Here is a 14,197-nt window from a genome sequence, read left to right as displayed (position 1 = left end):
TTCGATATAACAGCGGCGCATAACCATGAAATAATTATGACAAATGCGTCTTAGACGCTTGTATAAACGAACTACCTTGTCCTTTCCCTTTTCCTACGCCTGCTTCACTGGAGCTTTCATGAACACCGCCGCATTGCGCGAGCAGATTTCCCTTGCCCATCAACACGAAGCCAGCACCGGCCAACTGGCCCAGCAACTCGAGAAACAATTACCGCACCTGCATTCGGCCATTACCCTGGCGGAGGGTGATCGTAACCTCGTCATGACACGCTTTGTCACTGCCTACGTCGACCTCGTCCCAGACCTGCTGGACGCCGCCAACGACGTAGCCCGCGAGGCCGGTATCGAAAGCCAGGTCAAGCCGGTACTGAAGATTGCCGAGCAGTTTTTCCTGCAACCGCCCGCGATTCTGGCGGGCCATATCGGTCTCGACGGCCTGCTGGACGAGGCCTACCTGGCCCATCGCCTGGTCGAAGAGGTCAATGACCTGTATATCACGCATTTCGGCCAACCGTTGATTCCAGCGGACACCACCGTGGCCAATCTGATTGCCCATCAACTGATCGGTGAAACCTTTGCCAACCAGTTGGACGAAGCCGTACACCATGCAGTAGATAAAATGCTCAGCGAAGACAGCTTTGCGCTGGAATCGGTCGAGGCCTACCGCGAGCAGCTCAAAAGCCTGGCAACGGAAGCAGCGTGGAAGCGCTGGCCGTGCCTGTCGCGCAAGTTGGGCATTGAGTTGGAACTGGATCAGCAGGCCTGAATCTTCGACCTGACGCTAAACACATGCGGGAGAGGGCAAGCCCCCTCCCGCATTTTTGATCCGGTTCCGTCAGTTGGTAAACGGCGCCGAACCGATCCTCGTCGTGGTCCGCACCCGACCTTCCAAGCGACGCTTCAACCCCCGCGCCTCGATCACCAGCTTCGCGCCCTTGGCCGCATTGGCCCGACCCCATTCCTCCAGCAACTCCAGGCAAGAATGGTCGATGTAACTGAGGTTGTTCAGCGGTACATGCAGGGTGTTTCCCGCCGGCACCGTCGACAGCACCCGGGTTAATGCCGGCACTTTCAGAAAAGTCGCCGCGCCGCTCAAACGCAATTCCATTTCACCGTGGCCGGGCAAATCGATCAGGCTGATTTTCAGGCGCGAAGCCTTGAACGCCAGTTTCAGCAACGTCAGCCCGAAACCCACCAACACGCCGGTCAGCAGGTCGGTAAAGACGATCGCCAGCGCCGTGGCCGCGTAGGTAAACATCGGCATCCGCCCGTAGCGGCCCAACGCGCGGAACGCCTTGACGTCCACCAGCTTGATCCCGGTGTACACCAGCACGCCCGCCAGGCTCGCCACCGGAATGCTTTGCAGCACGCTCGACAGCAACAGCACGAACCCCAGCAGCCACACGCCATGGAACATCGCCGACAAGCGCGTGGTGGCGCCGGCCTGCACGTTGGCCGAGCTGCGCACGATCACACCCGTCATCGGCAAGGCGCCGACCAGGCCGCAGAGCATGTTGCCCACGCCTTGCGCGGACAATTCCTTATCGAAGTCAGAACGCTGACCACTGTGCATGCGGTCGACTGCGGCGGCGGAGAGCAGGGTTTCGGCACTGGCGATAAACGCCACGGCGAACGCGGCGATCAACAATTGGGGATCGGCCAGGTTCAGCAAGTCGCTGGGGCGCAGCCAATCGATGGCGTCGGCGAGGTTTTCCGGCACCTCCACGCGCTTGACCTGCAACGCCAGTACCAGGCTGGCCAGCGTTGCCAGGCCCACACCCAACAAGGCGCCCGGCACAAACCGCAGCGGTTGCGGGCGGAACTTATCCCACAGGTACATCACCAACATGGTCGACAGCCCCAGCAAACCGGCCTGCCAGCCAAGGCCGCCGCCCAGGGTAGGCACCGCCGCTGCCAACGCGGCCGGGAAGCCCGCCAGGTTATCCAGCCCTGATGGCTGGGGCGCACCGTCGAGCATCACATGGACCTGCGACAGCACAATCAGCACGCCGATCCCCGCCAGCATGCCGTAGACCACCGCCGGCGCCGTGACACGGAACCAGCAGCCCAGGCGCAAACGCCCGGCCAGCAGTTGCAGCAAGCCGGCCAGCAGCAGGATCGGCCCGAGCATCGGCATGCCGTGCTGGCGCACCAGTTCGAACACCAACACCGCCAACCCCGCCGCCGGCCCGCTGACTTGCAACGGCGACCCCGCCATCCAGCCCACCACCAGGCCCCCGATGATGCCGGTGATCAGGCCCTTGGCCGGCGGCATGCCGGAAGCGATCGCGATCCCCATGCACAAGGGCAGGGCGACCAGAAACACTACCACGGAGGCCAGCAGCTCCCGAGGCAACACAGCTTTTAATTGAGCAGCACGCATGATGACTCTCCCGAGGCATTCGCCGGGCGCGGCAAAGCCTGGCTGCATCCATGGCAGCCACCGCTCTACCCGGCAGGGAAGTGTGTTAGAAGCGCGCTTTAGGCGTCGCGGAGGGGATTGGCTCGGTGCCGTTCAGCGGTCGAAACGCCGCCTTTTCCGCATCGTAGGCGCGGATTTCACTGGTCTCGATGTTGTAGATCCAGCCATGGATAAACAAATGACCATTGGCCATGCGCGAGGCCACGGACGGGTGGGTGCGCAAATGCTGCAACTGGGCGATGACGTTTTCTTCGGTCAGCATCTTCATGCTCTCGCCTTCATTGGCGCAGTCGCAGTTGTCGTGAACCATGGTCTTGGCGACTTCGGCGTGCCGCAGCCAGGCCTTGACCGTCGGCATCTTCTCCAGGCTCGCGGGGTTGAGCACCGCGCGCATCGCGCCGCAGTCGGAGTGCCCGCACACGATGATGTGCTGCACGCCCAGGGCAAGGACCGCGTATTCGATGGCCGTGGAAACACCGCCGTTCATCTGCCCGTAGGGGGGCACCACGTTGCCGACGTTACGGGTCACGAACAGGTCGCCGGGCGAGCTCTGGGTAATCAGCTCGGGCACGATGCGCGAGTCGGCGCAGGTGATGAACATCGCCCGAGGGTTCTGGGCCGTGGCGAGTTTCTTGAAGAGTTCTTCTTGCTGAGGGAAGACGTCGTGATGGAAATGCAAAAAGCCGTCAACGATGTGCTTTAGCGCTGCATCGGCGGACTCCGCCACTTGAGCGGCTGAAGCCGACGCAGCCAACGGCTGTTTATCCTTGTCACTCATGATTCATCCTCTTGATTAATGCAGGGGAGGGTTCAGGTCAATTCGACGCCGGGCCGATGGAATAGTTTTAGAACGCCGCAAAGCCGGGTGCCAACTCGTCAGTCACTCGCTGAACAAAGTAGCCGTCGAAACTTAACTCAAACTGAATCAACCGCTCTAGATCGCGGGTTTCAGTGATGTCAAAACGCGACCACCTCTACGATCACAGTGCGTATTTGCCCAATAGTCTACAACAACGCCATCTGCCTGCCCGGTGGGCAGAACGCCGTGCAATCCAGATTGAAGCCTTCCCGACGGTCGAGCCCAAGGCGCTTGATTGCCTTGCTGAAGCGCTGCGCCAGCAGATCGGCAAACGGCCCCTCTCCGCGCATACGCACGCCGAAGCGACTGTCATACACGCCCCCACCCCGCACCTGGCGTACCAGGCTCATCACATGGGCCGCGCGCTGCGGGTAATGCGCCGCCAGCCACTCCTCGAACAGCGGCGCCACCTCCAGCGGCAGGCGCAGCATCATATACGCCGCACTTTGCGCACCGGCTGCATGGGCTTCGGTGAGCAGGCTCTCCAGCTCGCTGTCGTTGATCATCGGGATCATCGGCGAACACAGCACCCCCACCGGGATACCAGCCTCGCGCATCACCCGGATCGCCCGCAACCGCGCCTTGGGCGCCGCCGTGCGCGGCTCCAGGATGCGCTTGAGTTCGTCGTCGAGGCTGGTGAGGCTGATCATCACCGCCACCAGCCGCTGGCGCGCCAGTTCGGTGAGCAGGTCGAGATCGCGCAGGATCAGCGAGCCCTTGGTGATGATGGTCACCGGGTGCCGATAGCGCAGCAGCACTTCGAGGGTTTGCCGGGTGATCTTGTACTCGCGCTCGATCGGCTGGTACGGATCGGTGTTGGAACCCAGGTTGATCGGCGCACACACGTAGCCGGGCTTGGACAGCTGCTGTTCGAGCACATCGGCGGCGTTGGTCTTGGCGATCAGTTTGGTTTCGAAATCCAGCCCCGGCGACAGGTCCCAATAGGCATGGCTGGGCCGCGCATAGCAGTAGATGCAGCCATGCTCACACCCGCGATAAGGATTGATCGAGCGATCGAACGGCAAGTCCGGCGAGTTGTTGCGCGTGATGATGGTCTTGGCCGTTTCGATACGCACTTCGGTGCCCTGGGTCGGCGGCACCTCCTGGTACCAGCCGTCGTCCTCGACCACGCTGACGGTGGGCGCGAAACGATTGTGCAGGTTGGTCGCCGTGCCCCGGCCACGGGGCGGCAGAGGTGCAGACATGAAAACGCCCCTATACTGTTTTTATATACAGTATAGGGGCGCTAGCTGGATGACCAGTGCCGTTTGGCGGTCAGTGCGGTTGCGTGACTTGCCCCAGGTCGTCGCCTGACGTCGTGTGCATGTCATTCTTGCGCAGGTCGGCCACGTCACTGGCCTTCACCGCAGCACCTTTGTTACCCCAACTACCGCGCACGAAGCTGACGACATCCGCCACTTCCTGGTCCGACAGGCGCCAGGCAAACGCCGGCATGGTGAAGGTGGACGGCGCAGTGTGGGTGGCCGGCAATGTGCCGCCGTTCAACACGATGTTGATCAGCGACGTGGCATCCGCCGTCTGCACCACTGGGTTGCCCGCCAGCGCCGGGAACACCCGCGTGTAGCCATGACCGTCGGTGCGATGGCAGGCGGCGCAGTTGTCGATATACACCGACGCGCCCGGCCGGCTGTCATCGCCGTTCCACAGCGCTTCGGCCACCTGCTTGTCGTACTGGTGCGGCGGGTTTTGAGGGTCCATCGCCGGCAGGCTCTTGAGGTAGCGGGCGATCGCGGTCAGGTCGTCCTGGGACATGTACTGCATGCTGTGGACGACCACATCGCTCATGCCGCCGAACACCGCGCTGCGATCACTGCGGCCGGTCTTGAGGAATTGCACCAGTTGCTCTTCGCTCCAACTGCCGAGGCCGTCCTTGTGGTCGCCACGCAGGCTTTTCGCGATCCAACCTTCCAGCGGCGCACTGCCGGACAAAAAAGCGCTGCCGTCGGCCGCACTCAAGGCTTTTTCCTGCATGGTCAGCGCCCGCGGCGTATGGCACGCGCCACAGTGGCCGAGGCCCTCGACCAAGTAAGCGCCACGGCTGATCACTGGATCGGCGCCCGCCACTTCCGGGGTATCCGCCACGGGCGGGGCAAACATCCAGCGCCACGCCGCCAACGGCGAACGCATGCTCAAGGGCCAGGGAATGTCACTGGCCCGGTTTTCCTGGGCGACCGGTTCCACGCCCTTCATGAAGTACGCATACAGCGCCTGCATGTCGCTTTCACTGACGCGGGCGTAAGACGGATAGGGCATCGCTGGGTAAAGCGTACTGCCGCTCTTGGCGACGCCATGGCGCACGGCCTTGTCGAAGTCCGCGAAGCTGTAGGCGCCCAGGCCGGTCTTGTCCGGGGTGATGTTGGTGGAATAGATCACGCCGATGGGGGTCTCCATCGGCAGGCCGCCAGCGAACGGCTTGCCGCCCTTGGCTGTGTGGCAGGCGACGCAGTCGCCGGCGCGGGCCAGGTATTCGCCTTGCTTGATCAGGTCGGTGTCGGCGGCGCTCACCGAGCAGTTGCCGAGCAACGCCAGGGACGCCGCAAAGGAGGCGATAACACGTGCTTTCATGGTCATCGTTCCTTATGCCTGAACCAGTGGGCCGGGATTTTTCAGGTACTGCTCGCGAATCGCTCGCGCCGACCAGTAGGTCAACGCCGCCACCAGGCCGGTAGGGTTGTAACCTAGACCTTGTGGGAAAGCGGACGCGCCGGGGACAAACACGTTGTGTACATCCCAGCACTGCAGGTAGCGGTTCAACGCACTGGTTTTCGGGTCGGTGCCCATGATCGCGCCGCCGTTGAGGTGGGTGGTCTGATAGGACGCGGTATTGAAATGCTCACCGACCTTCTTGCCCAGCACGGCAATGGCCTTGGGGTTCATCGCTTCGGCGATCTTGCCCATTTTCTCGACCATGAAGCGGTTCATCTTGATGTCGTTTTCCTGCCAGTCGAAGGTCATGCGCAGCAGCGGCAGGCCGTAGGCATCGTGGTACACCGGGTCCAGATCGAGGTAGTTACCGCGGTAGGATTGATGCGCGCCGTGGGCATCCATCGACACCTGATGGGTGTAGTAATCAGCGGTGGCACGCTTCCAGGCGCTGCCCCACGCCGGAGTACCGGGTGGGTTGGAGGTGCCGGCGATCGGCCGACTGCCGGCCTGGTTGACCCACATCGGCGAGCCCCCGACGAAGCCATGGGGCCCGTGGTCGAAGTTGTCGGCGTTGAAGTCATCGATGGCCACGCCATTGCCGCCAGCACCGATAAAGTTGTTGGTGTGGGTGTCCTTGTCGAAGAAGGCCTTGATGGTCGCCATGTTCTGGTAGGCGAAGTTCTTGCCTACCACGCCTTCGCCGCTGATCGGGTCGTAGGGCTTGCCGATCCCCGACAGCAGCATCAAGCGCACGTTATGGAACTGGAACGCGCCGAGAATCACCAAATCGGCCGGCTGCTCGCATTCCCGCCCCTGGGCGTCGATATAGGTCACGCCGGTTGCCTTACTCTTGGTGCTGTCGAGGTTGACCTTGAGTACGTGGGAATTCGGCCGCAGCTCGAAGTTCGGCACCTGGCGCAACGCTGGCAGGATGTTCACGTTCGGCGACGCCTTGGAGTACATGTAGCACACGTAGCCACTGCAAAAACCGCAGAAGTTGCACGGGCCCATCTGCGCGCCATAGGGGTTGGTGTATGGCCCCGAGGTATTGGCTGATGGCAGGTTGTAGGGTTTGTAACCGACTGCCGTGGCTGCTTTCTGAAACAGCTGCGCCGACACCGTGTTCTTCTGCGCCTCCAACGGGAACGGGTTGGAACGATCCGGCGCATACGGGTTGCCGCCACGGCCTTCGCCGACCAACTGACCGTTGACGGTCCAGGCCTGGCCGGAGGTGCCGAAGACTTTTTCGGCGTAGTCGAAAAACGGCTCCAGCTCTTCATAGCTGACGCCGAAGTCCTGGATAGTCATGTCCTTGGGAATGAAATGTTTGCCGTAGCGCTCTTCGTAGTGGCTGCGCATGCGCAACTCGATAGGGTCGACGCGAAAATGCACACCCGACCAGTGCAGGCCCGCACCGCCGACGCCGTTGCCCGGCAAAAAGGCGCCGAGCTGACGGTTGGGCAGGGCGACGTCATTCACGCTATGGCGAATCGTTACCGTCTCCTTGGAGATGTCCTGGAAGAGTTTTTTACGCACGCTGTAGGTCAATTCGTCGATGACCTGGGGATAGTTGCCGTCCGGGTAAGTGTCCTGCATCGGGCCGCGCTCTAGCGCTACCACGTTGAGGCCCGCTTCCGTCAGTTCCTTGGCCATGATCGCGCCAGTCCAGCCGAAGCCGACGATCACCGCATCCACTTTTTTCATGATGGTCGCCACGTTTATGCCCTCTCGCCGCGAATGGAAACCGCCGGGAAGGGGTATTGCTCGTTGCGCTCCACCCAATCCATGAAGTCGGCGCGGGCGCCGGGGAAGCCGATCATGGTCCAGCCGACCAGACCTTTATTGCCGCCGTGGATCGGATCGCAGAAGAAGCCTTCCTTGGTGTTTTGCAGCAGCAAATTGAAGAACATCTTCGGCGGCACCGCGTCGAAATGGGCACTCACCTCACTACCGCCAGCCTCCAGGCGGCGCAGCATGTCATCCTGGGTAGCGCTGTCTTGCGCAGCAAAAGCCTTGCCGTTGAACGCTTTCGACCAGGCATCCGTCGCGGCAATGCCCAGGCGATAGATGACCTTGGGTACCAACTTGCTCTGCCAGCCCATTTCCGGCGCGGCGTCGGCGTTGAACGGACCTTGCATGAACCACAGCGCGCCACTGGCGTAGGGCGTGTTCATCTGGCGGTCGATGTATTCCGCCGCACCGGCTTCCAGGGCGCCAGGGCCTTGGGCATCGGCGGGGATCAGGCGCGCCACGGCGGCGTTGATGAATGCCCATTCTTCGGCGCTGAAATAGCTCGGCTCATACGCCTTGTCGCTGACCGGCGGCGGAGCGGGGCTGGCTTTGGCCGGTGCGGGCATGGCCATCAGCATCGAACCGCCAAGGCCGCTGCTGGCAACCGTGACCACCGGGATCAAGGTCAAGGATTTGCGCAAAAAGTCGCGCCGGGGGTTGTCTTGATCTTGATCAGACATGGGTGTACCTCATCATGTGGTCACGGGTTTATCAGCCGCTTCTAGGAGCAGCTTGTGGTTTGGCAGCAGCAAGGTGGACCCCACCGATCCAAGGAGATAGAACGTAGCGGCAATCAATAGTTACAAATGATAGCAGGCTAAGTATAAAGAGAATCGATTCAGCGTCAAAACTGCACCATCGACGGTGATTCACATTTCTTTGACGCGCCCCTCACACCCCATTGACCGCGCCTGGCCGACTCTTGGCATCACCCGCCAACCCCCTATCGGTTACGTCGCCCATGTTCAATCATCAATGGCTACCGGCCCTCGGCCTTGCGTTCCTGGCACTGTTCACCAGCGCTCACACCTGGGCGGACGACAGCACATCCCTTCGCTCCCCCGAATGGGCGCAGCCGGTCGGCAATCAATACAACCTGCACCAGATGACGCCCACCCTCTACCGCAGCGCGCTGCCGGACAGCAATGCCGTGCCCCTGCTGGAAAAACTCAAGGTCGGCACGGTGATCAACTTTCTGCCGGAGTCCGACGACAGCTGGCTAAAAAATTCTGATATCCGACAGATCCAGCTGATTTATCGTACAAATCATGTCGATGACGCTGACGTGCTGGCCGCACTGAGGGCGATCCGCGACTCCGAAGCCAACGGTGCAGTGCTGATGCACTGCAAGCATGGCTCAGACCGCACCGGCCTGATGGCGGCGATGTATCGCGTGGTGGTTCAGGGCTGGAGCAAGGAAGAGGCGTTGAACGAAATGACCCTGGGCGGCTTCGGCAGCAGCAAGGGCTTCAAGGACGGCGTTCGCTACATGATGAAGGCCGATATCGACAAGTTGCGCACAGCCTTGGCCAATGGCGATTGCAGCACCAGCGCGTTTGCCCTGTGCTCGGTGAAAAGCTGGTTCAACACGGCCGGCAACAGCCATGTCGAACCTCTGAAAAGCACGCTAACGCTGACAACCCCCTGACAGGGTCTCAGTCTTTCTTCAGCTTGGGATTAGGAAAAAACTGTACCGACTGCACCGTCGGGTCCGGCGCTTTGAGCGCCGAGGTGTTGACCCGCGTGCCCAATTCCTTGGGCACCGACAAGCCCTGATCATTCAGCGTGTCGGTATAGCCGCAGGCCACGCACTCGCGATGCGGCACGTTGTCCTCGGTCCACATCTTCAACTTGTCCGGCTCGCTGCACGCCGGGCAGACGGCCCCGGCGATAAATTGCTTTTTGGTACTCACAGGTACTTCACTCATGCTGCTGCGTCCTCACTCAGGCCACTGTGGCGCAAGAGTGCGTCAATCGACGGCGCACGCCCGCGGAAATCGACAAACAACACCATCGGCGCCTGGGAACCGCCACGGGCCAGGATCGCCTCGCGGAAAGCACGTCCGGTTTCGGCGTTGAGCACGCCGTCTTCTTCGAACTTGGAGAACGCATCGGCCGACAGCACTTCAGCCCACTTGTAGCTGTAGTAACCCGCAGCGTAACCACCGGCAAAGACATGCGCAAAGCTGTTGGGGAAGCGGTTATAGGCCGGCGGACGCATCACCGACACCTCGTCGCGCACGCTTTCAAGTACCTGCGCCACACTGCGGCCATCGCCATGGGTGGCATGCAATTCAAAGTCGAACAGCGAGAACTCCAACTGGCGCACCATCATCAGGCCGGACTGGAAGTTCTTCGCCGCGAGCATTTTTTCCAGCAGGTCCTGAGGCAGCGGCTCGCCGGTTTCATAATGGCCGGAGATCAGTGCCAGGCCTTCCGGCTCCCAGCACCAGTTCTCCATGAACTGGCTCGGCAATTCCACCGCATCCCAGGCCACGCCGTTGATGCCGGACACGCCGGCATGCTCGACACGGGTCAGCAGGTGATGCAGGCCGTGGCCGAATTCGTGGAACAGCGTCGTCACTTCGTCGTGGGTCAGCAGGGCAGGCTTGCCGCTGTCGGCCGGGGTGAAGTTGCACACCAGGTTGGCCACCGGGCTTTGCAGCACGCCGTCGATGGTGCGGCGACGGTCGCGAGCGCCGTCCATCCAGGCGCCGCCACGCTTGTTGGCGCGGGCGTACAGGTCGAAGAAGAAGCGCCCGACGTGCTGGCCGTTTTCTTTGATTTCGAACAGGCGCACGTCTGGGTGCCAGGTGTCGAAGCCCTTCTGCTCGGCGATCTCGATGCCATACAGACGCTGCACGATGGCAAACAAGCCGCCAAGCACCTTGTCGATCGGGAAGTAGGCGCGCAGGGCTTCCTGGGACACGCTGTAGCGCTGCTCACGCAGTTTTTCACCGTAGAAACCGCTGTCCCAGCTTTGCAGGTCGGCGCAGCCCTGTTCGGCGGCGTAGGCTTTGAGCTGCTGCAGGTCCTGGGCGGCAAACGGCTTGCTGCGCTTGGCCAGGTCGCGCAGGAAGCTCAGCACCTGGTCGCTGGAGTCGGCCATTTTCGTGGCCAGGCTCAATTCCGAGAAGGACGCATAGCCCAGCAGTTGGGCGAGTTCCTGACGCAGGTCGAGGATCTGTTCCATGACCGGGCCGTTATCGTTCTGACCGGCATTCGGGCCTTGGTCCGACGCTCGGGTGCAATAGGCTGCGTAGATTTCTTCGCGCAGGGCGCGGTCCTGGGCGTAGGTCATCACCGCGTAGTAGCTGGGGAATTCCAGGGTGATCAGCCAACCGTCGAGGCCTTTGGCCTGGGCTGCGGCGGCCATTTGCGCCTTGGCCGAGTCGGTCAGGCCGGCGAGGGTGGCTTCATCGGTGACGTGTTTGGTCCAGGCCTGGGTCGCGTCCAGCAACTGGTTGGAGAACTTGCTGCCCAGTTCGGAGAGCTTGCTTTGCACTTCGGCGTAGCGTTTTTGCTGTTCGGGCGGCAGGTCGATACCCGACAGGCGGAAATCGCGCAGCGAGTGTTCCAGGATGGTTTTTTGCGCCACGTCGAAACCGCCGGCTTCCGGGCTGCTGGCCAGGGCTTCGAAGGCCTGGAACAGTTCGCGGTTCTGGCCCATCTCGGTGGAATAGGCGCTCAACGCCGGCAGGCATGCCTCGTAGGCCTCGCGCAGTTCGGCGCTGTTGCACACGGCATTGAGGTGGCTGACCGGGCTCCAGGCGGCACCCAGGCGATCATTCAGCTCATCCATGGCGAGGACCAGGCCGGCCCACGTCGGATTTTTCCCCTGGCTTTGCAGGATGCCTTCGATGGCAAGCCGGTTGTCGGCGAGGATCTGTTCGATGGCCGGCTGAACGTGCTCGGCACGGATCGCCGAGAACGGCGGCAGGTCGTAGGGCTGCAGAAGAGGGTTGTTCGCGCTCACGGTTGGCACCTTGGCTGAAGAAACATGTAAGAACAAAGATGGGGCCATCTTAATTACAATCAACGTCCACCGCAGCTATCAGCAGAAGAGAGAGAGGCTATCGTGACCCTTCGCACCTATCAGAACCACACGCCAACCCTGGGCGCCGGGGCTTTTGTCGATATTTCGGCGGTGGTGATCGGCGATGTCGAAATCGGCGACGACAGCTCGGTTTGGCCGCTGACGGTGATCCGCGGCGACATGCACCGCATCCGCATCGGCGCGCGCACCAGCGTGCAGGACGGCTGCGTGCTGCACATTACCCACGCCGGGCCGTTCAATCCCGATGGTTTTGCGCTGCTGATCGGCGACGACGTGACCATCGCGCACAAAGTCATGCTGCACGGCTGCACCGTCGGTAATCGCATCCTGATCGGCATGGGCAGCATCGTGATGGACGGCGCCGTGGTCGAAGACGACGTGATCATCGGCGCCGGCAGCCTGGTGCCGCCGGGCAAGAGACTTGAAAGCGGCTTCTTGTACGTCGGCAGCCCGGTTAAACAGATCCGCGAACTGACTGACAAGGAACGCGCGTTTTTCACCTACAGCGCAGCGAACTACGTGAAGCTCAAAGACCTGCACCTGGCCGAGGGATTCGATCAATGACTCTGCACCATCAAACCGTACTGTTCGATCTGGACGGCACCCTGACCGACCCGCGCGAGGGCATTACCCGTTCGATCCAGTACGCGCTGGGCAAACTCGGTATCGACGAGCCGGACATCACCCAACTGGAACATTTCATCGGCCCCCCGTTGCTGCAAGCCTTCATGCAGTTCTACGACTTCGACGAAGCCAAGGCCTGGGAAGCGGTGAATTTCTACCGTGAACGCTTCAAAGTCACCGGTTTGTATGAAAACCGCGTGTTCGACGGGGTGATGCCGCTGCTCGAAGCCCTCAACAGCCAAGGGCGCCAGCTGTACGTGGCCACCTCCAAGCCGTGGGAATTTGCCCGCGAGATCGCCCGTCATTTCGATTTTGCCAAGCACTTCAAGGTGATCTACGGCAGCGAACTGGACGGCACGCGCACCAACAAGGTCGAGCTGATCGCCCACTTGATGCGCGAAGAACGCCTGGACCCGGCCACCACCTTGATGATCGGCGACCGCAAGCATGACTTGATCGGGGCGCGCAGCAATGGGCTGGATTCGGCGGCGGTCGGGTATGGGTTCGGCAGTTTCGAAGAGCTGAGTGCCGAAGCGCCGACCTGGCATTTCGAGACGTTGGCGCAGATGCATCAGGCGTTTTTGCAGCGGCCTTGAGCGCGCTATCGGGAGCAAGCTCCCTCCCACATTTTGATCCGTGTACGCAGGCCAAATGTGGGAGGGGGCTTGCTCCCGATGAGGCCCTACCGGCCAACACCTTCCAACTGCCTCAACGCCGCCTTACGCTGTGCCACCGGCAGTTGGCCCATCCGCTCCACTGCCGCATAGAACTTCAGCCAATCCCCACCTTCCTGCCGGAACAACGCCGCAAACGCCGGCACCCACTGGTCATACAGCCCGAACGGTAAAAGCCGCGCATTGTTCATCGGCAGGTTCATCCAGGCGTCATAACGCGTGTCGCCGCCCCACTGACTGTCCCGCACCCGCCGGTAGTCGCTGCGCAAACGCTCGAATTCAGCCGCCTTGGCTCGCCGCATCGCATCGGCCGCCAAGGGCTGGGCGTAGAGTGTTTCCAGACGTTTGCGAGTATCGAGGACCAACTGGGTAAATTGGTCACGCTGCTGCAGCGCCGCGCTGCCAATCGGCGCCAGGCCCCGGGCGGCGCGCCATTGGCGCGTGCCTTCCTGCTCGACGAAGGTGGCAAAGGATTCATTGAACTCGGTGTCGTCCTTCACGTAAAAGCGCTGGTGCGCCAGCTCGTGAAAAATCAACGTGGCCAGGCGCTCATCGCCCCAGCCCAGCATCGAACTCATGATCGGGTCATTGAACCAACCCAAGGTGGAATAGGCCTCGACGCCGCCAATCGACACGTCCATGCCTTGTTGCTTGAGCAACGCCGCCTCACCCCGCGCCGCGCCCTGGCTGTAATAACCGCGATAGGCGACACAACCAGCGATGGGAAAGCAGTGATTTTGCGCCGACAAGGAAAATTCCTGCGTGGCAAAAACATTCCAGACCACATAAGGCCGGCCAATATCGGCGTACAACCGGTAACTCTGATTGTCAGGCAGGTGCAACTGCTCGCTGGCGAACGTGCGCGCCTTTTGCGATTGCACCAAGTGCTCACGTAACTGTTGCGGCCGCGCCGGGTCGGCAATCACCTTGGCCACCGGCTCCCGAGCCTGCAGCAACTGCCACTGGCCGCTGGCCAATTGGCCGTAGTAATCGACGCTGGAACAACCGCTGAGCAGCACCCACCACAACCCTGGAAGAAAACGCCTGATCATGCCGCGACTGCTCCTGGGTAATTGGCTCGCCAGCCTATCGTGACTGCCCGG

At 61.6% G+C, this 14,197-nt stretch carries 13 protein-coding genes; 4 read left to right on the top strand and 9 right to left on the bottom strand.

Annotated features, from left to right (window positions below; all coding sequences use genetic code 11):
- The first annotated feature begins 118 nt into the window (after positions 1 to 118).
- Positions 119 to 766 (top strand): hypothetical protein, encoded by a 648-nt coding sequence (locus AC07W0_RS21425; RefSeq protein ID WP_046381543.1) that lies wholly within the window; start codon positions 119 to 121, stop codon positions 764 to 766.
- A gap of 69 nt (positions 767 to 835) precedes the next feature.
- Here the strand turns inward: AC07W0_RS21425 and AC07W0_RS21420 are convergent, their stop codons facing one another.
- The 6 genes from AC07W0_RS21420 to AC07W0_RS21395 form a co-directional block, all read right to left on the bottom strand.
- A complete protein-coding gene (locus AC07W0_RS21420; protein WP_079442554.1) occupies positions 836 to 2,383 on the bottom strand; it encodes a SulP family inorganic anion transporter in 1,548 nt (515 codons plus the stop codon).
- Positions 2,384 to 2,468: 85 nt separating this feature from the next.
- Positions 2,469 to 3,200, bottom strand: a complete 732-nt coding sequence (locus tag AC07W0_RS21415; RefSeq protein ID WP_017849002.1) for a carbonic anhydrase — start codon at positions 3,198 to 3,200, stop codon at positions 2,469 to 2,471.
- A gap of 227 nt (positions 3,201 to 3,427) precedes the next feature.
- Positions 3,428 to 4,486, bottom strand: a complete 1,059-nt coding sequence (locus AC07W0_RS21410) for a PA0069 family radical SAM protein (protein ID WP_017849001.1) — start codon at positions 4,484 to 4,486, stop codon at positions 3,428 to 3,430.
- A gap of 70 nt (positions 4,487 to 4,556) precedes the next feature.
- A complete protein-coding gene (locus AC07W0_RS21405; RefSeq protein ID WP_102618188.1) occupies positions 4,557 to 5,867 on the bottom strand; it encodes a c-type cytochrome in 1,311 nt (436 codons plus the stop codon).
- 12 nt (positions 5,868 to 5,879) lie between these two features.
- Positions 5,880 to 7,664: a GMC family oxidoreductase gene (locus AC07W0_RS21400; RefSeq protein WP_026140283.1), complete on the bottom strand. Its 1,785-nt coding sequence runs from the start codon at positions 7,662 to 7,664 to the stop codon at positions 5,880 to 5,882.
- A 2-nt stretch (positions 7,665 to 7,666) separates the two neighbouring features.
- Positions 7,667 to 8,419 carry a gluconate 2-dehydrogenase subunit 3 family protein gene (locus tag AC07W0_RS21395; RefSeq protein WP_017848998.1) on the bottom strand — a complete coding sequence of 251 codons (753 nt, stop codon included), beginning with the start codon at positions 8,417 to 8,419 and terminating at the stop codon, positions 7,667 to 7,669.
- 281 nt (positions 8,420 to 8,700) lie between these two features.
- On the opposite strand from AC07W0_RS21395, the gene AC07W0_RS21390 reads away from it, so the two are divergent.
- Positions 8,701 to 9,387, top strand: a complete 687-nt coding sequence (locus AC07W0_RS21390) for a tyrosine-protein phosphatase (RefSeq protein WP_017848997.1) — start codon at positions 8,701 to 8,703, stop codon at positions 9,385 to 9,387.
- 7 nt (positions 9,388 to 9,394) lie between these two features.
- On the opposite strand, the gene AC07W0_RS21385 is transcribed toward AC07W0_RS21390, so the two are convergent.
- Both AC07W0_RS21385 and prlC read right to left on the bottom strand, forming a co-directional pair.
- Positions 9,395 to 9,667, bottom strand: a complete 273-nt coding sequence (locus tag AC07W0_RS21385; RefSeq protein ID WP_017848996.1) for a YheV family putative zinc ribbon protein — start codon at positions 9,665 to 9,667, stop codon at positions 9,395 to 9,397.
- On the bottom strand, positions 9,664 to 11,763 hold the full coding sequence (gene prlC, locus AC07W0_RS21380) for an oligopeptidase A (RefSeq protein ID WP_169884429.1): 2,100 nt from the start codon (positions 11,761 to 11,763) through the stop codon (positions 9,664 to 9,666). The genes AC07W0_RS21385 and prlC overlap by 4 nt, the downstream gene beginning before the upstream one ends.
- A gap of 54 nt (positions 11,764 to 11,817) precedes the next feature.
- Here prlC and AC07W0_RS21375 point away from each other — a divergent pair, with 54 nt between their 5' ends.
- Positions 11,818 to 12,360 (top strand): gamma carbonic anhydrase family protein, encoded by a 543-nt coding sequence (locus AC07W0_RS21375; protein ID WP_017848994.1) that lies wholly within the window; start codon positions 11,818 to 11,820, stop codon positions 12,358 to 12,360.
- On the top strand, positions 12,357 to 13,016 hold the full coding sequence (locus tag AC07W0_RS21370; RefSeq protein WP_079442550.1) for an HAD family hydrolase: 660 nt from the start codon (positions 12,357 to 12,359) through the stop codon (positions 13,014 to 13,016). The genes AC07W0_RS21375 and AC07W0_RS21370 overlap by 4 nt, the downstream gene beginning before the upstream one ends.
- Before the next feature lie 86 nt (positions 13,017 to 13,102).
- Here AC07W0_RS21370 and AC07W0_RS21365 read toward each other — a convergent pair whose 3' ends face one another.
- The gene (locus AC07W0_RS21365; protein WP_102618189.1) at positions 13,103 to 14,146 is read right to left on the bottom strand and encodes an aminopeptidase; all 1,044 of its coding nucleotides are present in this window, start codon (positions 14,144 to 14,146) and stop codon (positions 13,103 to 13,105) included.
- Positions 14,147 to 14,197: the final 51 nt, after the last annotated feature.

The organism is Pseudomonas sp. GW704-F2 (genome assembly GCF_059423025.1).
Note: the sequence above shows the minus strand (reverse complement) of the source record. Positions and strands in the feature narration are given on the sequence as shown.

Coding starts and splice junctions, on each gene's coding strand:
- AC07W0_RS21395 (WP_017848998.1), bottom strand. CDS start 8,419: ATGTCTGATCAAGATCAAGACAACCCCCGGCGCGACTTTTTGCGCAAA.
- AC07W0_RS21365 (WP_102618189.1), bottom strand. CDS start 14,146: ATGATCAGGCGTTTTCTTCCAGGGTTGTGGTGGGTGCTGCTCAGCGGT.
- prlC (WP_169884429.1), bottom strand. CDS start 11,763: ATGGCCCCATCTTTGTTCTTACATGTTTCTTCAGCCAAGGTGCCAACC.
- AC07W0_RS21370 (WP_079442550.1), top strand. CDS start 12,357: ATGACTCTGCACCATCAAACCGTACTGTTCGATCTGGACGGCACCCTG.
- AC07W0_RS21420 (WP_079442554.1), bottom strand. CDS start 2,383: ATGCGTGCTGCTCAATTAAAAGCTGTGTTGCCTCGGGAGCTGCTGGCC.
- AC07W0_RS21385 (WP_017848996.1), bottom strand. CDS start 9,667: ATGAGTGAAGTACCTGTGAGTACCAAAAAGCAATTTATCGCCGGGGCC.
- AC07W0_RS21405 (WP_102618188.1), bottom strand. CDS start 5,867: ATGAAAGCACGTGTTATCGCCTCCTTTGCGGCGTCCCTGGCGTTGCTC.
- AC07W0_RS21415 (WP_017849002.1), bottom strand. CDS start 3,200: ATGAGTGACAAGGATAAACAGCCGTTGGCTGCGTCGGCTTCAGCCGCT.
- AC07W0_RS21425 (WP_046381543.1), top strand. CDS start 119: ATGAACACCGCCGCATTGCGCGAGCAGATTTCCCTTGCCCATCAACAC.
- AC07W0_RS21390 (WP_017848997.1), top strand. CDS start 8,701: ATGTTCAATCATCAATGGCTACCGGCCCTCGGCCTTGCGTTCCTGGCA.
- AC07W0_RS21410 (WP_017849001.1), bottom strand. CDS start 4,486: ATGTCTGCACCTCTGCCGCCCCGTGGCCGGGGCACGGCGACCAACCTG.